Source organism: Kitasatospora albolonga, assembly GCF_039535905.1.
Taxonomy (GTDB): domain Bacteria; phylum Actinomycetota; class Actinomycetes; order Streptomycetales; family Streptomycetaceae; genus Kitasatospora; species Kitasatospora albolonga.
In genome coordinates, this window is sequence record NZ_BAAAYB010000051.1 from 1 (window position 1) to 19,621 (window position 19,621).

General features: G+C 71.9%; 19 protein-coding genes and 1 pseudogene. 9 read left to right on the top strand and 11 right to left on the bottom strand.

Translation table 11 applies throughout. The annotated features are described in order from the left end of the window. The 4 genes from ABD946_RS12515 to ABD946_RS12530 all read left to right on the top strand — a co-directional run. The coding region (locus ABD946_RS12515; protein ID WP_345282987.1) for a 3-oxoacyl-[acyl-carrier-protein] synthase III C-terminal domain-containing protein at positions 1-240 on the top strand (240 nt) is incomplete at its 5' end. After that, positions 237-1,457 carry a cytochrome P450 gene (locus ABD946_RS12520; RefSeq protein ID WP_345282989.1) on the top strand — a complete coding sequence of 407 codons (1,221 nt, stop codon included), beginning with the start codon at positions 237-239 and terminating at the stop codon, positions 1,455-1,457. The genes ABD946_RS12515 and ABD946_RS12520, both read left to right, overlap by 4 nt. Positions 1,458-1,464: 7 nt before the next feature. After that, positions 1,465-2,064, top strand: a complete 600-nt coding sequence (locus tag ABD946_RS12525) for a cupin domain-containing protein (protein ID WP_345282991.1) — start codon at positions 1,465-1,467, stop codon at positions 2,062-2,064. Further along, positions 2,061-3,272 carry a cytochrome P450 gene (locus ABD946_RS12530; protein WP_345282993.1) on the top strand — a complete coding sequence of 404 codons (1,212 nt, stop codon included), beginning with the start codon at positions 2,061-2,063 and terminating at the stop codon, positions 3,270-3,272. The genes ABD946_RS12525 and ABD946_RS12530 overlap by 4 nt, the downstream gene beginning before the upstream one ends. 112 nt (positions 3,273-3,384) lie before the next feature. Here ABD946_RS12530 and ABD946_RS12535 read toward each other — a convergent pair whose 3' ends face one another. Both ABD946_RS12535 and ABD946_RS12540 read right to left on the bottom strand, forming a co-directional pair. Beyond that, positions 3,385-3,972 (bottom strand): lytic polysaccharide monooxygenase auxiliary activity family 9 protein, encoded by a 588-nt coding sequence (locus ABD946_RS12535; protein ID WP_345282995.1) that lies wholly within the window; start codon positions 3,970-3,972, stop codon positions 3,385-3,387. A 237-nt stretch (positions 3,973-4,209) separates the two neighbouring features. Continuing rightward, positions 4,210-5,247, bottom strand: a complete 1,038-nt coding sequence (locus tag ABD946_RS12540; RefSeq protein WP_345282997.1) for a C40 family peptidase — start codon at positions 5,245-5,247, stop codon at positions 4,210-4,212. Positions 5,248-5,395: 148 nt separating this feature from the next. On the opposite strand from ABD946_RS12540, the gene ABD946_RS12545 reads away from it, so the two are divergent. Further along, positions 5,396-5,926: a GNAT family N-acetyltransferase gene (locus tag ABD946_RS12545; RefSeq protein ID WP_345282999.1), complete on the top strand. Its 531-nt coding sequence runs from the start codon at positions 5,396-5,398 to the stop codon at positions 5,924-5,926. A gap of 61 nt (positions 5,927-5,987) precedes the next feature. Here ABD946_RS12545 and ABD946_RS12550 read toward each other — a convergent pair whose 3' ends face one another. After that, positions 5,988-6,905, bottom strand: coding sequence for an esterase/lipase family protein (locus ABD946_RS12550; protein WP_345283001.1), 918 nt, complete (start codon positions 6,903-6,905; stop codon positions 5,988-5,990). A 245-nt stretch (positions 6,906-7,150) separates the two neighbouring features. Between ABD946_RS12550 and ABD946_RS12555 the strand changes: the two genes are divergently transcribed. Beyond that, entirely contained in the window at positions 7,151-8,329 is a 1,179-nt protein-coding gene (locus tag ABD946_RS12555; RefSeq protein WP_345283003.1) for a PucR-like N-terminal domain-containing protein, read from the top strand. Here the strand turns inward: ABD946_RS12555 and ABD946_RS12560 are convergent. Both ABD946_RS12560 and ABD946_RS12565 read right to left on the bottom strand, forming a co-directional pair. After that, entirely contained in the window at positions 8,310-8,525 is a 216-nt protein-coding gene (locus ABD946_RS12560; protein ID WP_345283005.1) for a hypothetical protein, read from the bottom strand. The genes ABD946_RS12555 and ABD946_RS12560 overlap by 20 nt on opposite strands. 337 nt (positions 8,526-8,862) lie before the next feature. Continuing rightward, positions 8,863-10,300 (bottom strand): annotated as a pseudogene (locus ABD946_RS12565) (amidohydrolase). On the opposite strand from ABD946_RS12565, the gene ABD946_RS42640 reads away from it, so the two are divergent. Then, on the top strand, positions 10,196-10,516 hold the full coding sequence (locus ABD946_RS42640; RefSeq protein WP_425558595.1) for a hypothetical protein: 321 nt from the start codon (positions 10,196-10,198) through the stop codon (positions 10,514-10,516). The pseudogene ABD946_RS12565 and the gene ABD946_RS42640 overlap by 105 nt on opposite strands. A gap of 83 nt (positions 10,517-10,599) precedes the next feature. Here the strand turns inward: ABD946_RS42640 and ABD946_RS12570 are convergent, their stop codons facing one another. Beyond that, entirely contained in the window at positions 10,600-12,054 is a 1,455-nt protein-coding gene (locus ABD946_RS12570) for an APC family permease (RefSeq protein ID WP_345283006.1), read from the bottom strand. Between the two features lie 170 nt (positions 12,055-12,224). Between ABD946_RS12570 and ABD946_RS12575 the strand changes: the two genes are divergently transcribed. After that, positions 12,225-12,932: a TetR/AcrR family transcriptional regulator gene (locus ABD946_RS12575; protein ID WP_345283008.1), complete on the top strand. Its 708-nt coding sequence runs from the start codon at positions 12,225-12,227 to the stop codon at positions 12,930-12,932. A 107-nt stretch (positions 12,933-13,039) separates the two neighbouring features. Next, a complete protein-coding gene (locus tag ABD946_RS12580; RefSeq protein WP_345283010.1) occupies positions 13,040-13,834 on the top strand; it encodes a VOC family protein in 795 nt (264 codons plus the stop codon). A gap of 56 nt (positions 13,835-13,890) precedes the next feature. Here the strand turns inward: ABD946_RS12580 and ABD946_RS12585 are convergent, their stop codons facing one another. The 5 genes from ABD946_RS12585 to ABD946_RS12605 form a co-directional block, all read right to left on the bottom strand. Beyond that, positions 13,891-15,459 (bottom strand): APC family permease, encoded by a 1,569-nt coding sequence (locus ABD946_RS12585; protein WP_345283012.1) that lies wholly within the window; start codon positions 15,457-15,459, stop codon positions 13,891-13,893. A gap of 221 nt (positions 15,460-15,680) precedes the next feature. After that, positions 15,681-16,082: a hypothetical protein gene (locus ABD946_RS12590; RefSeq protein WP_345283014.1), complete on the bottom strand. Its 402-nt coding sequence runs from the start codon at positions 16,080-16,082 to the stop codon at positions 15,681-15,683. An 86-nt stretch (positions 16,083-16,168) separates the two neighbouring features. Then, the gene (locus tag ABD946_RS12595) at positions 16,169-17,800 is read right to left on the bottom strand and encodes an alpha/beta hydrolase (protein ID WP_345283016.1); all 1,632 of its coding nucleotides are present in this window, start codon (positions 17,798-17,800) and stop codon (positions 16,169-16,171) included. Continuing rightward, positions 17,800-18,099 (bottom strand): WXG100 family type VII secretion target, encoded by a 300-nt coding sequence (locus ABD946_RS12600; RefSeq protein ID WP_345283018.1) that lies wholly within the window; start codon positions 18,097-18,099, stop codon positions 17,800-17,802. Before ABD946_RS12600 ends, ABD946_RS12595 begins: the two co-directional genes overlap by 1 nt. A 194-nt stretch (positions 18,100-18,293) precedes the next feature. Next, complete coding sequence (locus tag ABD946_RS12605) at positions 18,294-19,520, bottom strand: RNA-guided endonuclease InsQ/TnpB family protein (RefSeq protein WP_345283020.1); 1,227 nt, start codon at positions 19,518-19,520, stop codon at positions 18,294-18,296. Positions 19,521-19,621: the final 101 nt, after the last annotated feature.

Below are 19,621 nucleotides of genomic sequence, written 5' to 3' on the forward strand. Positions count from 1 at the left end.
GTGGCACCCGAGGTGTTCCGGTTCAGCCGGGCCACCCTGACCGAGTACGGGAACATCGCCAGCGCCGTGGTGCTCGACGCGCTGGCCCGGCTGTTCGACGAAGGGAGCGCGACCGACCGGGCCAGGGGGCTGATCGCCGGGTTCGGCCCGGGCATCACCGCCGAGGTCGCGCTCGGCCGCTGGACCGTCCCGGTCGCGCCGCACTCCTTCGCCAACACGCTGATCAGGAGCGTCAATTGACCACCACCGCGGAGACCGCCGAGGTCCACTTCTGGAACCCGCCCGACCTGGCGGGCCTGGCCTTCGACCCGATGCTGCACCGGCTGCTGCACGAGGACCCGGTGGCGAGGGTCCGGCTGCCCAACGGCACCGGCCACGCCTGGCTGGTCACCCGGTACGAGGAGGTCAAGTTCGTCTCCGCCGATCCGCGGTTCAGCCGCCAGGCGGTCTGGGGGCGGGACGTCACCCGGGTGGCACCGCACTTCATCCCGATGGAGGGGGCGCTCGGCTTCGCCGACCCGCCGGACCACACCCGGATGCGCCGGGTGGTGGCCAAGGCCTTCACCGCCCGTGCGATGCGCCGGCTGCGCGAGCGCGCGCAGGAGGTGATGGACGGCCTGCTCGACACGATGGCCACCGAACGGGCCCGGCACGGCGGCCCGGTGGACCTGATGGCCCACCTCAACCGCCCCTTCCCGCTGGCCATGATGGGCGAGCTGATGGGCGTGCCGCCCGCCGACAACCAGCTGATCGCCGACTGGACCGACACCGTGATCTCCGCCGGTTCCGGCCGGGAGGCCAGCGAGCGGGCCAAGGAGGAGTTCGCCGAGTACTTCACCGAACTCCTGGGCTGCCGCCGCCTGGAGCCGAGGGACGACCTGGCCGGGGTGCTGGCCGAGGCGGTCGAGGAGTCCGTCCTGACCCTGCGCGAGGCGGTCGGCCTGGCGGTGCTGATCCAGCTCGGCGGCGGCCACGCGGTCCGCAACAACAGCGCCAACATGGTCTTCGCCCTGCTCACCCACCCCGAGCAGCTGGCCCGGCTGCGGGCCGAACCCGACCTGCTGCCACGGGCGGTGGAGGAACTGCTGCGCTACATCCCGCACCGCAACGCGGTCGGCCTGTCCCGGATCGCGCTGGAGGACGTCGAGGTCGGCGGCGTCCCGATCCCGGCCGGGGATCCGGTGTACGTCTCCTACCTGACCGCCAACCGCGACCCCTCGGTCTTCGCCGACCCGGACGTCCTCGACCTCGGCCGCCCCGAGAACCCGCACGTCTCCTTCGGCCACGGCGCGCACTACTGCCCCGGCGCCTCGATGGCCCGGCTGGAGTCCGAGCTGATCCTCACCTCCCTCTGGGACCGCTTCCCGACGCTGCGGCTGGCCGTTCCGGTCGATCAACTGGAGTGGCAGCGCGGCGCGTTGATCCGCGGCCCGGAGACCCTCCCGGTGGAGTGGTGAGCCGGCCGTGACCTACCTCAACCCCCGGGACGGCCTGATCGTCCCGCCCGGCGGCGGCCGCACCGTGCACGCCGCCGCCCAGCAGGTCACCTTCAAGGTGACCGGCGCGCACTCGCTGGCCGCCTCCAGCTTCGAGGTGGTGGTGCCGCCCGGCTTCGACGTCGGCGCCCACGCGCACGGCCGCAGCGAGGAGCTCTTCCTGCTGCTGGACGGCGAGTTGGACGTGCTCGCCTTCGAACCCGAGGACCGCACCCCGCAGGACTGGCACGACTGGCGCTCCCCCGAGGGCGCCCGCTACCAGCGGGCGAAGGCCGGCACCGTGATCCTGGTCCCGCCCGGCTGCCCGCACGCCTTCGCCAACCCGACCGGCCGCCCGGCCCGGATGTTCTTCCAGGCCTCCCCGCCCCCGCACCACGAGCGCTACTTCGAGGAGCTGCTCGACCTGCTGAACGCGGACGGCGGCATCGACCACCAGGCGGTCGAGGCGCTGCGCCTGCGCTACGACATCCAGCAGCTCACCCCGCTGCGCCACACCCTTCCCACCGCCCTTCCCACCGCCCTTCCCACCGCCCTTCCCACCGCTCTCCCCGCCGAGGCCCCCGCATGACCGAACTCCGCTGCCCCGTCGGCCAGGTGCACCCCTGGCCGGTCGACCACCTGCCCGAGCTGGCCTTCGACCCGCTGCTGCACCGCCTGCTGCGCGAGGAGCCGTTCGCCCGGGTCAAGCTGGCCTTCGGCGAGGGCGACGCCTGGCTCGCCACCCGCTACGAGGACGTCAAGGCGGTCTCCTCCGATCCGAGGTTCAGCCGGGCGCTCACCGTGGACCGGCCGATCACCAGCATGACCCCGCACACCGTGGCCCCGCCCGGCGGGGTCGGCCGGGCCGACCCGCCGGACCACACCCGGCTGCGCCGCCTCACCGCGCAGACCTTCCACCGCAAGCGGGTGGAGCACCTGCGGGCCGGCACCCAGCGGACCGCCGACGAACTGCTGGCCGCCATGCTCGACCAGGGCCCGCCGGCCGACCTCACCGAGGCGCTCACCGGCCCGCTCCCGGCCGCCGTCACGGCCGAGCTCATGGGCGTGCCGCCGGCCGACCTGCCGCTGCTGCAGGCCTGGCGGGCCGTCATCCTGTCCAGCGACCACACCGCCGCCGAGGCCGGTGCGGTCAAGGCCGAGATCGCGGGCTACTTCAAGGCGCTGGCCGCCCACCGCGCCGAACACCCGGGCGCGGACCTGTTCAGCGAACTGGTCGCCGCCCACGGCGCGGGGCAGCTCAGCCGGCCGGAGCTGATCTCGCTCTCGGTGATGATCGTCCTCAACGCGCTCGACCAGATCCGCAACCAGACCTCCACCATGGTCTACACCCTGCTCACCCACCCCGCCCAGCTCGCCGCACTGCGCGCCGACCTCACCCGACTCCCCGGCGCCGTCGAGGAGTTGCTGCGCTTCATCCCGCAGCGCAACGGCGTCGGGATGCCCCGGGTCGCCACCGAGGACGTGGAGGTCGGCGGCGTCCTGGTCCGGGCCGGGGAGGCGGTCTACGTCTCCTACCTGGCCGCCAACCGCGACCCCGGGGTCTACACCGACCCCGACGCGCTCGACCTGGCCCGCGAGGAGTCGCCCAACCTGGCCTTCGGCCACGGCCCGCACTACTGCGTCGGCGCCGCGCTGACCCGGATGCACGCCGAGGTGGTCCTCTCCACCCTGCTCACCCGCCTCCCCGGCCTGCGCCTCGCCGTCCCGGCCGCCGAGGTCCGGTGGCTGCGCGGCACCGTCAACCGCGGCCCGGCCGCCCTGCCGGTCGCCTGGTAGGCCCGCCGCGGCCCCCGCGCACGGACGCGGACGTGCCCGCCCGCCCCCACCGGGGCGAGCGGGCACGTGCCGTCTGCCGTCTGCCGTCTGCCGTCTGCCGTCTGCCGTCGCGTCAGAACTGCACGTCCGTGCAGGAGTAGAACGCGTTAGTGGTGTCGTACACGTCCCAGACCGCGACCACCACGTGGTGACCGGTCCGGCCGGTCGGCAGGGTGCCGGTGTGGGTGGTGACGGCGGCGGGCTGCTTGCCGTTGTACGGGACGGTGAGGAAGGGGTTCAGGTCGAGGCTGGCCCGGGTGATCTTCTGGGTCGGGTCGTAGCCCTGCTTGGTGAGGTAGTACCGGAAGTTGGTGGTGGCGTGCCGGGCCTCGATGTTCCAGGTGAAGGTCTGCTGGGCGCCGCCCGTCACCTTGGTGGTCGGCCAGGCCCCGTTGCGGGGGTTGTCCAGCGGGGCCCAACGGGCGTCCGCCCCGGCGCAGATGGTGCCGTCGGCCGGTCCGCGCGACGGGAAGCCCTTCGGGCCCTCGACGCTCTGCGGCTCCCACTGGATGTCGCCGCAGTTCTTGACCACGCCCGAGCCGCAGAGTGCGGCGCGGCTCGGCGGGAGGTTGACGAAGCCGTGCGACTGGGCCGGGACGGCCATCCCGATCGGGACGGCGAGCGCGGCGACGGCCGCGCCGACGATGGTACGCGTGCGCATGGTGCTCCTCCGTGGGGGTGGATGGAGAGGTGCGCCGAACGCAGGCGGCGGCACGGTGCACGTGGGGGTGCACCGCCGCGGGCCACAGCGGCCACAGCCGCTCATTGGCATGCCTGCGCCAGGTGTGAGCACACCGTAGGCACCGGGCCGCCCGGGCGTCAATGGTCCAGACCAGTATCCCAGAGCAGTGCAACTACCCTGTGGAAAAGTCCAGTTGTCACACCGTCAGATCCGGGCTCACGGCCGCCGGATGGTGTTGATCTCGATGGCGTCCACCTTCATGACCTTCACCACGTCCCCCGCCCGCGGCGCGTGCACCACCTTGCCGTCGCCGATGTACATCCCCACGTGCGAGCGGTTCGCCTTGTAGATCACCAGGTCGCCCGGCTGCGCGTTGTGCCAGTCCCGGCCCACCGCGGTCCCCACCGTGGCCTGTTCCTGCGAGGTCCGCGGCAGCGCCACCCCGGCCTTGGCGTAGGCGTAGACCATCAGTCCCGAGCAGTCGAAGATGGCCGTACCGGACGCGCCCCAGGAGTAGGGCTTCCCCTGCTGGTCCAGGGCCGTGCGCACGGCGGCGGCCGCGTTCCCGCTCGCCTGCGGCAGGGTGGACGGGTCGATCCGGCTCGCGCTCCGGGACGCCGCGGCGCCGTCCTCCCCACGCACGATGGCGGCCCGGTCGGCGGCACTCAGGGTGGAGAGCAGCCGCTGCGCCTCCTGGAGCTTCTGCTGCACCTCGCCCTTGGCGCCGTTCAACAGCTGGGTGGAGCGGTCCAGTTCACCGAGCACCACCGCGGCCTCCTGCTTCTGCTGGTCCAGCCTGAGCTGCTCCGCGCGCAGGGCCCGCAGCACGCCCGCCTGGGTGCTCGCCACCTGGTCCGCCGAGGAGGCCCGCGACAGGTAGGCGTCCGGGTCGGAGGAGAACATCAACTGCACCGTCGGGTCCACCCCGCCGTGCCGGTACTCCTCCCCCGCCACCGCCGCCAGCCCCGAGGCCAGCTCCGCCGCCCGCTCCTGGCCCCGGGCGATCTGGTCCTGCAACTGGCCGCCCTGCTTGCGCAGTTGGTCGGCCCGCTCCTTCGCACCGTTGTACTTCTCGGCCGCCTCCTCCTGCTCCGACAGCAGCCGGTCGACCTGCGCCTTCACCTGGTCCTTGCCCGCCGGCGCCGCATGGGCCGCCCCGGCCTGGGCCGACAGCGCCACCGCGGTGGCGGCAGCGGCGGTCAGCACCGAGGTGTGCGCACGGCTGGGGCGCCGAGGGCGTCGGTGGGAGGCCATGGTGAGGCTCCTTCGTCGGGGCGAAGATCGAACAAGGATCGAACGTACCCATCCCGACAGCACCGTGTCCACGCCGTGACCTGTGAACTGCCCTTTAGGGCACACCTGCTGAGCACTCCGCGACCTCGTCCGTGCTTGGCTGTCCCGCGTGACCCCCGACCTCCGCCACCACACCGCCCTCACGCCCGCAGCCCGCCAGGCCCTGCTGGAGGCGTACGCCGACGTCCGCGCCCCGCTGCTGCACCTGCCGAACTACGCGCTCCCCGCCTTCACCGAGCGCCTGGAGCGCCATGCCGCCTCGCCGGGCTTCGAGCTCGTCCTCGCCCACGCCGCCGGAGTGACGGCCGGCTACGCCTACGGCACCTCCGTCGACGCCGCCGACCCGTACTGGCGGCGGATGGCCGACCCGCTCCCGCCGGGCTTCACCGACACCCCCGTGCTGGCCCTGCGCGAGATCGGCGTCCGCACGCCCTGGCGCGGCACCGGCACCGCCCGCCGCCTTCACGACTCCCTGCTGGCCGCCCGTCCCGAGGCCCGCGTCACCCTGATGGTGAACCCCCTGGCCGGCGAGGGCCGGGTCCTGCGTCTCTACGAGTCCTGGGGCTACCGCGAGTTCAACGCCCAGCCGGCCACCGCGGACTCGCCGCGGCTGGCCGTCATGGTGCGCCCGACCCGCTGAGCGGGCCGGTGGACCGGGCGGGGGCGGCCCGGGGTCTGAGCCGCCCCCGCCCGACGGCCCGTCAGACGATCGGGCCGGTCAGGGGGAGGACCACCTTGCACGGGACGGGGCGCGGGTGGGCCGGATCGAGGGCGTTGAGGACGTGGGTGAGGGTGATGGGGTCGTAGGCGATCTCGGTGTGGTCGGCGGCGTCCAGCGGGCAGGCGTCCTGGAGGGTGATGTTGGTGACGCCGGGGCCGTCGAGGAAGCCCGAGGTGTAGGGGGTGACCACCTCGTCGAACTTGGTGGCGATCACGGTGTAGCGGACCCCGGGGACGGTGTCGCCGCCGGAGTTGAGGTCCGTGATGAACGGGGAGCCCACCTCCTGGTCCACGCAGGCGGGGCAGGCCGGGCCGAGCAGGAAGGCGTTGGCGGGCTCCAGCAGGCCGAGGGTGGAGGCCAGCGTGGCGATGCCGTCCAGGGTGGTGCCGTGGTTGCTCGGGGCGATGCCGACAAGGGCGTTGACCTTGGCCGCGCCGCCCAGGTACTTGAGGTAGTAGCGCGGCATCATGCCGCCCTGCGAGTGGCCGACCAGGTCGACCTTGGCCGCGCCCGTCGCGGCCCGCACCCGGTCCACGAAGGCGGCCAGCTGGCCGGCGCTCTGTGCGACCGGGCCGGTCCCCTGGATCGGATTGCCGTCTGCGGCACCGTAGTTGAAGGAGAAGACGCAGTAGCCGTTGTTCGCCAGCAGCGGCGCCGCACCTCCCCAGTTGTCGTTCTGGTTCTCGAAGGTGCCGTGCACCAGCACCACCGGCGCCGGGTGCGCCGCACCCGGGCGGCAGCCCCAGTCGTTCGCGCCGTCCGCCGCCTTGCCGGGCTGGAGGAAGCCCTTCAGGAAGCCGACCGTGAAGTTGGTCTCCACCGGCCGCTGTTCGGCCGCCGTGGCGGTGCCGCCGCCCGCAGCCAGGGCGAACGCGGCGGCCACCGCGGCCGCGAGCACACGGGGCCTCAGAACTCTGATCACAGGACGTCCCTCTCCGGGGGTGGGGGAATACCGGAACACGCCGCTCCCGACGGAGCGTCAGAGGTGGTAACTCCAGGAGGAGCTGGACGGTGACGCTACGAGCGGGTAACAAGCGGGTCAACGGAAGCGACACGGCACCGGGGAAGTTCGCGCGCGGATGCCAGGAAACACGGCGGCGCCCCCGCGGAAACTGTCACCGGAACACAGGAGGAGCGGCCCGCATGAGCGAGAGCCACAGCACCACCGGACCCGCCTTCCCCGCCGCCCTGGTGGCCGAGGTGCGGCGCGAGATCGGGTCGATCACCACCGAGGCGATCCGCGAGATCCGCCGCCAGGTGACGGAGTACGACCGACCGCTGGCGGGCAACTTCGGCACCGGCATCCACCAGGGCGTGGCCACCGCACTCGCCGACTTCGCCGACCTGCTGGCCGGCGGCAGCCCGTCGCCGCAGGAGCGGGCCGACCGGGCCCGGGTCTACCGGGCGCTCGGGCGCGGCGAGTTGGCCGAGGGCCGGTCGTTGGACGCGCTCCAGGCCGCCTACCGGATCGGCGCCCGGGTGGTCTGGCAGCGGGTGGCCCGGATCGCCCAGCGGACCGGCGCGGGCCCCGCCCAGATGGCGGTGCTGGCCGAGACCGCCTTCACCCACATCGAAAGGATCGCGGCCACCTCGGTGGAGGGCTACGCCGAGGCCCGGCACGACGAGACCGGCTCCCTCGGGCACCGGCGCCACCGCCTGCTGTCCGCCCTGACCGGCGGGGCACCCTGGCCGGAGGTGGAGCGGGCCGCGACGGTGGCCGAGTGGCCGCTGCCCTCCGAGGTGGCCGCCGTCGCACTGGCCCCGGGCCGGGGCACCGACCGCCGCTGGCTGCCGGACGAGGTCCTGGCGGACCTCAACTCCCCCGCCCCGTACCTGATCTGGCCCGACCCGGCCTCCGGCGCCCCGCCCGAACGGCTGATGGACGGGCGGGACGCGGTGGTCGGGCCGTCGGTGCCGACGGAGCTGGCCGCCGAGTCGCTGCGCTGGGCCCGGCTGGTGCGGCAGCGCCACGGCGCCGGACGGCCCGTCAGCTGCGAGCGGATGCTGCCCGAGCTGCTCCTGCTGGCCGACGAACCGCTGGTGCGGTTGATGGCCCACCGCCGACTGGCCCCACTGGCCGGGCTGACGCCCCGCCAGGCGGAGCGGCTCGGCTCCACCCTGCTGGCCTGGCTCCAGGGCGGCCACGGCAGCGCCGCCGACCTGGCCGCCAGGGTCGGCGTCCACCCGCAGACGGCACGTCAACGCCTGCACCGGCTGCAGGAGTTGTTCGGCCTGCAGCTGGACGACCCGGACGCCCGGTTCGAGCTGGAGGCGGCGCTGCGGCTGCGCGCCCTGCGGGCGGTCAGCGGTACAGGAACTTGACCGAGCGCAGCTTCAGCCGGTCCGCGGTGGCGATCCCGTGCGGGCGCAGGCTGCGGGAGTCTCCCGCGCAGACCGCGTCGTCGAAGACCAGGGTCCACCAGTCGGTGTCGTTGCGCGGCCCGAAGGCGGGCTGGGAGCTGGCCGGGTCGGCGGCCTCCTCGATGGTGATGCAGACGTCGGCGGTGGGGTTCTGCATGCTGCGGGTCATCACCTGGCCGTCCGGGCCGCCGTACCGGTAGGTGAAAACTGCCGGTGGCGACCTGGACGGCCCGGGCCTCGGTGGCGAAGGGAGCGGTGGTGAGCACGGCGGTGACGGCGAGGGCGCCGCACGCGGCGCCGAGGGTGTGCCAAGGGCGCACGGGGATCTCGTCTCCTCGGGAAGGAACGGTTCACCGCACTTCTACCGCCGCGCGCCCCGGACGGCGTACGCCCCGCGCCCGAGCGGCGTACGCGTCACCCGTCGGGACCACGGCCACCCGGCGCAACGCCGCGCCCGAGGTCACGCCGCCCCCGAGGTCACACCGCCCCCGGCGTCACTCCGCCGCGAAGACCAGCTTCCCGCCGACGTAGGTCCGCTCCACCCGGGCCTCGGCGATCTCGGCCGCCGGGCGGGCGAACAGGTCGCGGTCCAGCACCACCAGGTCGGCCAGCAGGCCCTCCTGGAGCGAGCCGGCCTCGTCGCAGCCGTTCACGTGCGCCGAGCCCGCCGTGTACGCGGCCAGCGCGGTGTTCAGGTCCAGGCGCTGCTCGGGCAGGAAGACCCGCTCGTCCTCGGTGCCCGGCTCCATCCGGTTGACCGCCACGTGGATGCCCGCCAGCGGGTCCGGGCTGGAGACCGGCCAGTCGCTGCCGGCCACCAGGGTGGCCCCGGCCCGCAGCAGGTCGCCGAACGGGTACTGCCAGGCGGCGCGCTCCGGGCCGAGGAACGGGATGGTGAGCTCGTCCATCTGCGGCTCGTGGGCGGCCCAGAGCGGCTGCAGGTTGGCGAGCGCGCCGAGCGGGGCGAAGCGGCCGAGGTCCTGCGGGTGCACCACCTGGAGGTGGGCCAGGTGGTGGCGGTTGCCGCGCTGGCCGTTGGCGGCCAGCGCCGCTTCCACCGCGTCCAGCGCCTCGCGGACGGCGCGGTCGCCGAGGGCGTGGAAGTGCACCTGGAAGTCGAGCGCGTCGAGCGCGGTGACGTACTCGCGCAGCGCCTCCGGGTCGACGAAGCTGAGGCCGGAGTTGGCGGTGGCGCAGCCGCAGCCGTCCAGGTAGGGGGTGGTCATCGCGGCGGTGAAGTTCTCCGCGATGCCGTCCTGCATGATCTTGACCGACCAGGGCCGGAACCGGCCGTGGGTCAACTCCTCCCGCCGTTGCACCAGTTCGGCGATCTGCTCGGCGCCGCGCTCGCGGTCCCACCAGAGCGCGCCGCGCACCCGGGCGGTCAGCGCGCCGGAGCGGGCGGCGGCCAGGTAGGCGTCGGAGGGGTCGGGCTGGCCGTTGAAGACGCCGAGCAGGGCGTCCTGCCAGCCCGTGATGCCGAGCGAGTGCAGCAGCTCCTGGGCGCGGAGCAGCCCGGCCAGCCGGTCGGCGGCGGTGGTCGGCGGGACGAGCTTGGCGACCAGGGCGGTGGCGCCCTCCTGGAGCACCCCGTTCGGGGTGCCGTCGGCGTCCCCGCTCGATCCGGCCGTCCGCCGGGTCGGGGGTGTCCGCCGTGACCCCGGCCAGCTCCAGCGCGCGGGTGTTGGCCCAGGCTCCGTGGTGGTCGCGGTTGACCAGGTAGACCGGGCGGTCCGGGACCACCGAGTCGAGCAGCTGACGGCTCGGCAGCCCGCCCTCGAAGCTCTCCATCGACCAGCCGCTGCCGGTGATCCACTCCCGCTCGGGGTGGGCCTCGGCGAAGGCGCGGATCCGCTCCAGGTAGTCCGCCACGCCGACCGTGCCGCTCAGGTCGCACTCGCCGAGCTCGGTGCCGCCGAACACCGCGTGGATGTGCGAGTCCTGGAAGCCGGGGATCAGCAACTTGCCCTTCAGGTCCACCACTTCGGTGCGCGGGCCGATCAGCTCGCGGATCTCGTGGTGGCCGACGGCGGTGATCCGCTCGCCGGTGACGGCGAGGCCGGTGGCCCGGGTGCGGGCGGCGTCGGCGGTGAACACCGGGCCGCCGGTGAAGACCAGGTCGGCATGGGTCATGAGGAGTGCTCCTGACACGTCGTTCGATGTGTTTCGTGCGAGATGCGGTTGGTACGGTACGGGCCGGCCGGGCCGCGACGGCCCCGGCCGGTCCGTGGTCAGCCCTGGGGCAGCAGGTCGGCGCTGTCCGCGTCGGTGCCCCGGCCGGTGGTGAAGTAGGGGGACTTGCGCACCCACTTGGCCCAGGCCGCGGCCACCAGCCCGCTGAGGATCATCAGCGTCGGGGTGAGCAGCTGGAACCAGCCGTTGGCCGCGTTGACCTCGAAGTGGTCCGCCGAGTCCCAGAAGCTCCAGGCCAGGTACCCGCCGACGGCGAGCAGCGCGGCCGCGCCGAGCAGCGGCGCGACCACCACCCGCAGCCCGGTCAGCGGCTCGGTGCGCAGCAGCCCGCGGAAGCGGACGGCGGCGGCCAGGGCGGTGAGCGCGTAGTAGAGCACCACCACGATGCCGATCGCGTTCACGGCCGCGCCGATCAGGTCGGTGACGGTCGGGATCACCAGCGAGAGCAGCGCGATCGCCGAGGCGATCACCACCAGGAGCACGGTGCCCAGCGCCGGGGTGCCGTACTTGGGGTGGATGCGGGTCCAGACCGGGCCCAGGGTGCGGTCGCGGCCCATCGCGAAGGTGCCGCGGGCGGTCGGGATGACGGAGGCCTGCAGGGAGGCCACCGCCGACAGGGTGAGCGCGATCAGCGGCAGCGCGGCCAGCGGCTGGCTCGCCAGCTTCTCGCCGAAGTAGGTCAGGCCCTGGGCGCCGTTGTCGGCCAGCTCGTCCAGCGGGAGCACCCGCTGGAAGGCGGTGCCGGCCAGCAGGAAGAGCAGCAGCATCATCACCAGCGCGATGATCCCGCCGCGCGAGGCGTCCTTGGGGTCGTGGGTCTCCTCGGCCACGGTGAAGACCGACTCGAAGCCCCAGTAGCAGAAGACCGCCAGCACCATGCCCTGGGCCAGCGCGCCCATGGTCGGGATGGCGAAGGGGTTGAACCACTCCAGCGAGAACGGCTGGTCGCCGGCGAACAGCCCGTACCCGCAGAAGCCCAGCAGCACCAGGTACTCGAAGGCCAGCAGGTACTTCTGCAGCCGGGCCGCCAGTCCGAGGCCGCGGACCGCGATCACGGTGGCGCCGGCCAGCACGACCAGGCCGATCAGGGTGGTCTGCAGGGTGGAGTCCGGGTCCAGGTGCAGCCCGCCCACGCTCTCCACCCCGGCCTTGCCGGCCAGCTGGATCAGCGCGGAGCCGGTGACGGCCACCGTGTACGACATGAAGACGACCGTGCCGACGGTGTTCACCCAGCCGGTCAGGAAGCCCAGCCACGGGTTGAGGGTGCGGCCGACCCAGGTGTAGGCGTTGCCCGCGTTGGGCTCGACCCGGTTCAGCCGGCCGTACGCCACCGCGATGCCGAGCACCGGCAGGAAGGCGAGCAGCATGATCGCCGGCAGGTGCAGGCCGACCACACCGGCGGTCAGGCCGAGCCCGATGCCGATGCTGGAGGTGGCCGCCGTACTGGAGGCGGCGATGGCCACCCCGTCGACCATCCCGATGGACTTCTTCATCACAGGAGCCGGAGCGGGGGTTCTTACCCCGTCCTTCGCAGTCGCGCCCAACAGACCACCGCCTTGACCAGGGGGCCTTCCGTCGGCCCCGGGTGCGCACATGAAACTCCGGCCCCATTCTCACGTCAATGCCGTTGTCATAAGAACGGGCCGCGCCTAGGCTCCGAAGCATGAGTGAACGCGTGGTGCGCGAACCCGACCGGCGCCGCCGCCGGCCCACCAAGACCGGCACGGTCCTCTCCGAGCAGGTCATCGTGGAGACGGCCCTGCGCCTCCTCGGCCAGCACGGCGCCGAGGCCCTGACGGTCCGTCGGCTGGGCGCCGCCCTCGGCGCCGACCCGAGCGCCCTCTACCGCTACTTCCACTCCACCGACGACCTGGTGGTGGCGATCACCGACGAGCTGATCGCCCGGGCCCAGGCCGGCGCCGAACCGACCGGCGACTGGCAGGCGGACCTGCGCGAGATCGGCCTGCGGATCCAGCGCGCCTACCGCACCCACCCGCAGGCCGCCGCCCTCTCCGCCGCCCGCACCACCGGCCGCCAGCACGAGATCCGGGCCGTGGAGTCGATCCTCGGCATCCTGCGCGGGGCCGGCTTCCCCGACCCCGAGGCCGTCCGGCTCTACCACGTCTTCGTCGACCAGAGCCTGGCCTTCGCCGCCCTGGACGCCGCCGTGGAGGCCCTCCCGGCCCCCGCCCGGGCCGCCGACTCCGCCGTCTGGACCACCCGCTACGCCACCCTGGACGCCGACACCCACCCCAACATCGCGGCCACCACCCCCCTGCTGATCGCCGAGATGAACCGCTCCGCCTACCCGCTCGCCCTCGACCTCCTCCTCGACTCCTTCGCCGCCCGCTTGCGCGGGCACTCCGGCTGACCCCGCCTGCCCCGTCCGACGGACCGTCGGCGCGCGGTTGTCAGTGGCCCTGATTAGCGTGACGTGGGACACACCATCCACCTCCCCGCGAGAGACGAGTCAGGGTCATGACCGCATTCACCGAAGGTTCGCCGTGCTGGACCGACGCGATGTTCGCCGACGTGGAGGGCGCCAAGGCCTTCTACGGCGAGGTGCTCGGCTGGACCTTCGCCGAGGCGTCCTCCGAGTACGGCGGCTACACGCAGGCGTATTCGGGCGGCAAGGCGGTGGCCGCCGTGGTGCCGCCGATGCCGGGCCAGGAGGGCCACTCCGCCTGGTGCCTGTACCTCTCCTCGCCGGATGCCTCGGCCACCGCGGCGAAGATCAAGGAGGCCGGCGGCCAGGTGCTGATGGAGCCGATGCAGGTCGGCGACTTCGGGACGATGGCCATCGCCTCCGACCCGGGCGGCGCCGTCTTCGGCGTCTGGCAGGGCGGCGTCCACCAGGGCTTCGAGAAGGTCAACGAGCCCGGCGCGTTCTGTTGGGCCGAGGTCTTCACACGCGAGCCGGAGAAGGCCGACGCGTTCTTCCCCGCGGTCTTCCCGTACAACGTGAAGACCATGGCGGACGAGCACGTCGACTTCCGCACCTACAACCTCTCCGGTGGCCCGGCGCTCGGCCGGATGAGGATGGGTGAGGAGTTCCCGCCCCAGGTCCCGGCGTACGTCAACGTCTACTTCGCCGTACCGGACTGCGACGAGGCCGTGGAGAAGGCCAAGAAGCTCGGCGCCACCCTGCAGTTCGGCCCGATGACCAGCCCGTTCGGCCGCTTCGCCTCCCTGACGGACCCGCAGGGGGCGAACTTCTCGGTGATCGACCTGGCCACCGTCGAGGGCGAGATGCCCGACCTGACCGACGTCTGACGGTACGACAGGAGGGCGGGGCGGCCACTCGGCCGCCCCGCCCTCCCGCACGTGCGTCACTCCGGCAGGACCAGCGCCGGGGTCTCCTTGGTGAGCACCTCGCCGCGGAAGAAGGCGGGGCTTCGCTTCATCATCACCAGCATCACCAGCACGCCCACACCCAGCACGCCGACGCCGATCACGAAGACCGAACCGATCCCGAAGACCGAGCTGCCGCTGCCGTAGTCCGTGCTGTACATGTCCTTCAGGCTCTGCAGGAAGATCCCGGTCAGGATCAGCCCGCCGGTGACCGGGAAGACCACCTTGAGCACCGCGTCGCGCACCGAGCGGGTGAAGTCCCTGCGGAAGTACCAGGCGCAGGCGAAGGCGGTCAGCGAGTAGTAGAAGCAGATCATCAGGGTCAGCGCCGCGATGGTGTCGGTCAGCACGTTCTCGCTGATCAGCGTCATCACCGTGTAGAAGACACCGGTGCCCACGCCCGCCGTGACGATCGCCCGGCCCGGCGTGCCGTACTTGCGGTTGACCTCGGTGAAGGACGACGGCAGCGCCTCGTAGACGCTCATCGCCAGCACCGTGCGGCTGACCGGGATGAAGGTGGTCTGCAGGCTGGCGGCCGCCGAGGCGAGCACCGCGACGAAGAGCAGCACGCCCAGCGTCGGCCCCATCACCGGACCGGCCAGCGCACGGAACACGTTGGACGAGGTCTCCGGGTTGCCGAGCCCGGTGCCGGTCTCGCCGACGCCCGCGTACATCTGCACCGCGACGGCGGTGAACAGGTACGACCCGACCAGCACCACCATGGCCAGCATGGCCGCCCGCCCCGGCGTCTTCTCGCTCCCGCCGGTCTCCTCGTTGGCGCTCAGGCAGGCGTCCCAGCCCCAGTACATGAAGAGCGAGAGCGAGAGCCCGGCGATGAACGCCGACCAGGAGGAGGCCTGGAAGGGGTCGAGCCAGCTCCAGGAGAAGTCCAGCGAGCCCGGCACGTCACCGGAGACGGCCTTGGAGATCGCCATCACCGCGAACACCGCCAGCACCGTGAGCTGCAGCCCGACCAGCGCGTACTGCACGCCCTTGGTGGCCGTCATGCCCCGGTAGCTGATCGCGGTGGCGACCGCGATCAGCGCCAGGCAGGTCAGCACGTGGGCCGCCTTGTTGTCGTTCAGTCCGGCCAGCCAGTCACTCCCGGTGACCTCGCCCAGCAGGATGTAGAAGTACTCCGTGGCGACGCCGGCCAGGTTGGAGAGCACGATGATGGTCGCCACCACCAGCCCCCAGCCGCACATCCAGCCCACCTTCGGGCCGAACGCCTTCACCGTCCAGGTGAACGAGGTGCCGCTGTCCGGGACGGCCTTGTTGAGCTCCCGGTACGCGAAGGCGACCAGCATCATCGGCAGGAACCCGGCCAGGAAGAGCGCGGGCATCTGCAGGCCGACCGCCGCCACCGTGGTCCCGAGGGTGGTGGTGAGGCAGTAGACCGGAGCCACCGTCGAGACCCCGATGACGGAGTTCCCGAGCAGGCCGACCGAGTTGCTGTTGAGCCCCTTGGAACGGACGCCCTTTGCGGCGTCAGCTCCGCCGGCCGCCGCGCTGCGGCCGGTCGCGGGCTTGGAGTCGAGCTGAACCATGCCCCGACCGTACGTTGAACTGTTTCCGCAGCTCAGGGGCGCGAGGGTGACGAACCGTGACATGGATCGTGCGCCCCTGATCCAACTTCAGCCAATGATTACCAGCCATTTGGCATCAAAGGATCATCGAATCAGAGGCGCACGCCTGGTTCGCCAGGGCAACGAAACCCGCACCGTTACCAAATCCTGGGTGCGCGCACCACCCATGTGATCTATGCCACTCAGGCATCCAGAACTTGGAAACACGGGGTGCTGACCCGAAAAATCACCCTGTTCTTAGGACTGAAGGCCTGTGCCCAGACCGCAGCCGTGTTCTCCGGGTTCCGGGCCCAGACCTCGAGGTCCACCTTGGCGGCGTCCCGCTTCTCGCCGATCCCGGTCCAGCCGTTCGCCTTGAAGTACTCCCGCAGCTTCTCGACCCCCGGGTTCAGCTCATCCGGCCCGAGGTCGTCCACCTGCCAGAAGTGGATGGCGTCCTTGACGTTCTCCGGCTTCCCCTCGCAGACCGAGAAGTTGACCGTGTCGTTCTCCCCGAGCCGGCCCTTGAGACCGGTCGCGGCGTACACCCGGGCGGAAAGCTCCTTGAGTTCGGTCCGGATCTGGTCCTTGGTCGCAGTGCGCACGGTGGTTTCCTTCGTGGAGCCCGCGGTCGAACCGCAGGAGGTCAGCAGGGTCAGGGCGAACGCGGCCGCCGCCGCGCGGAACGGCCTCACGGCCGGCTCCCGTGCTCGAGGGAGACCCGGTCGTACTGCCCGGCGACGATCGCCGCCTGGTTGTCCAGCGAGCTGTTCGGCTTCCCGTTCCCGCCGTGGATGTCGTCCCAGTAGCTGCTGTGCCCGCTGTTGCCCTCGGTGGTGATCCGGTTGGCCCCGAAGTCCTCCGAAGTCGGAGTGTTCGGGAGGTCGAACCAGCCGTCACTCCGTCCGTGGCCGAGCCCACCGATCGAGGGCACCGGGTCCCAGTCCGCCTCGGCGGCCCAGACGTGCCGGGGGTCGATGTTCAGGTCCCGGGCGTAGGGGACGTGCATGCCGGGGCTGCCCGCCACCAGGATCTCGTCCACCGCCAGGCCGTTCCCGTTCTTCGCCGCTTCGCCGACCACCACCGAACCGTAGCTGTGGCCGATCACCGTGGTATGCCGCGACGTGCCGGGCTCGTGGGTCGTGCCGAGGCTGTCGATGTAACTGTCCAGCTTCGGCGCGCCGTCCTCCGCGTAGTTGTTGAACGGGGCGTCCTTGACGATGTCGTCCGGAGCGTCGTAGCCGAGCCACGCGATGGTGGCCGTGTCTCCGTACTGCTGGGAGGCGGTCTGCAACCGCTTCATCCGGTCCATGTCGCCGCCCATGCCGTCCAGGTCAGCGGTGGTGCCGGGGACGTAGACCGCCGTGTTCGCCGCCGTGTCCGGATTGCCGAAGGCGACAATCGCCTTCCCGTCGTCCCTCGGGTCCAACCCGATCAGGAAGACCGGCGGGCCCTCCCCGTCCTTGTCCTCCTGATCCAGCCTGTTCCGCAGCTTCTCCAGGGCCCGGAACCGCTTGGTGCCGTCCTCCGAGGTGTCGGTGCGGGCCAGGTCGAGCTGGCGCTCCAGGTTCTCCCGGTTGGCGACGTCGCGCACCTCGCTGCTGATGCCGTTGAGGTTGCCGATCTCGCCCGGGTAGAGCGCCAGGTACTCGCGCTGCTGCTGGGGCGAGAGCCCCGCCCACCACTTGGCGTTGGCGGTCGGGTCGTCCGAGGTCGGGACCACCGGGCCGAGGCCCAGCTGCGAGCGCATGGCGTTGATGTCGTTGGCCACCTCGCCCTGTGCCTTGGCCGGGTCCGCCGTGACGACGTCCCCGTTCAGGCTGCCGAGGGCCACCGCGCCGTCGGCGCTGGCCCGCTCGGCCTTCTGCACGGCCGCGTCGATCCGCTGCCGGAACTCGCCGAGCCGGGCGTTCTGCTGACGGTTGATCTCCTGGTAGTCCGGGTCGTTCCGGTAGGCCGGGTCCAGCTGCGGCCCGGTGACCGAACCGTCGTCCCCGACCCGGTAGTTGTTGCTCTCCGCCTCCGAGACAGCGGCCCGCAGCTCCTGCTGGGCCTCGGACATCCGCCGGTGCACGGTGTCCAGCACCACCGCGATCGCGGTGGCCTCGGCGTTCACGATGCCCAACTGCTGCTCGGCCTTGTCGAGTTCGCCCCTGGCGGCGCCGGCGGCCGGGCTCTGCCAGTTCAGCAGCGGGCCCGCCGCCTGCGAACGGTGGCGCTGCTGCGCCTCCCCCGCGGACTCGCCCAGCTTGCGCCAGGAGGAGGCGGCCTCCTCCAGGTCCCCGAAGTTCTGCCGCAGCAGCAGCGCGAAGCCCTCCGCCATCAGGACACCCGCCCGAAGCGGCTGGCCTCGCGGCGCTCGGTGCCCTCGTAGTCGTCGGCGTTGGTCCGCAGACCGTCCGCGTTCTTCTCCAGCAGCGCGTGCAGGCCGGTCAGCGCGGTGCGCCAACTCTCCGAGACCTGGCTCAGCCCTCCCGAGACCGACCACCCGGCCGTGGAGGCCGCCGCGTCGCCCGCGTCCCGGACCGCCCGGTCCGAGGCCGGGCGCAGTTCGCCGCTGACATCGGAGATCACCTGCGCGGATGCGCGCAGGTCCTCCGGCTTCACTTCGATCGATGACAAGGTCCGCCCCCGCGGTACGTACGTCTGCACTCGGTCAACAGTGGGCGACACCTTATTGAACGGACCGCCCGTCCGCGATCCACTCCGACGAACCGTCACCCAGCTGGGACGGACCGCACACAGCGCACTGTCAGCCCCGGGGCCTAACGTGCAGTCTTGACTTCCTCCCCGCCCTGAAGAGGCGGGGATTCCCCTCAGCCTCGCGGCTGAGCCGTCGCGCGTGAGCGCTGCGGTGGGACGACTTCCTGCTTCACCGACGACCGCCCGCCCGGAGTGCTCCGTTGAGGTCTTACATCATCTCCACAGGCTGCAACCGCCAGTCCGGCGGCCAGGATGTTCATGGCTGCGTTGACGTCCCGGTCGTGGGTGGTACCGCAAACGCAGGTCCACGCACGGACGTTCAGCGGCATCCTGTCCTGCGAGATGCCGCAGTTCGAGCACAGCTTCGAGGAGGGGAACCAACGGTCCACGATCACCAGCTCACGGCCGTACCAGGCCGTCTTGTACTCCAGCATCGACCGCAGCTCGGACCACGAGGCGTCCGCGATGGCGCGGGCGAGCCTGTGATTGCCGAGCATGTTGCAGACCGACAGATCCTCGATCACGACCGTTTGGTTCTCACGGACGAGCCGAGTGGTGAGCTTGTGCAGGAAGTCCCTGCGCCGGTCGGCGATCCGCGCGTGCACGCGGGCGACCTTGAGCCGGGCCTTCGCCCGATTATTGGAGCCCTCGGCCTTGCGCGAGAGTTCCCGCTGGGCCTTCGCCAGGCGCTCACGCTCCTTGCGCTCGTGTCGCGGGTTGCTGATCTTCTCCCCGGTGGAGAGCGTCACCAGCGCGGTGATGCCGGCGTCGATGCCGACGGCCGCGTTCAGGGGCTCGGGCATCTCGGGCCGGTCGTCGCACAGCAGGGAGACGAACCAGCGCCCGGCGGCGTCCTGGCTGACGGTGACCGTGGACGGTCGCGCCCCCTCGGGGAGCGGGCGCGAGAACACGATGTCCAGCGGCTGGTCCATCTTCGCCAGCGTCAGCCTGCCGCCCCTGAACCGGAACGCGGAGCTGGTGTACTCGGCACTCCTGCGGGACTTCTTCCGGGACTTGAACGTCGGGTACTTCGCCCGCCTGTTCCAGAAGTTGGCGAACGCCCCCTGCAAGTGACGCAGCGTCTGCTGCAACGGGACCGACGACACCGCGTTGAGGTAGGCGAGTTCCTCAGTCTTCTTCCACCCCGTCAACATCGCCGACGTGGCGTTGTAGTCCACCCGCTCCTGACGCAGCGTCCACGCCTCGGTTCGGGCCTGCAACGCCATGTTGTAGACCTTGCGAACACACCCGAACGTGCGTGACAGCTCAGCCGCCTGCACATCGGTCGGGTAGAAGCGGTACTTGAAGGCCCGCTTCACGTAGGCCGTGGACACACTCACAAACTAGCGCGGCCAACGTAGAACAACAGGCCCTTTCCCTACTCCACAGGAGTTCCGTCTCCTCCCTCAGCTCAAGCCGGGGGTATCCACGGAGGTATCAG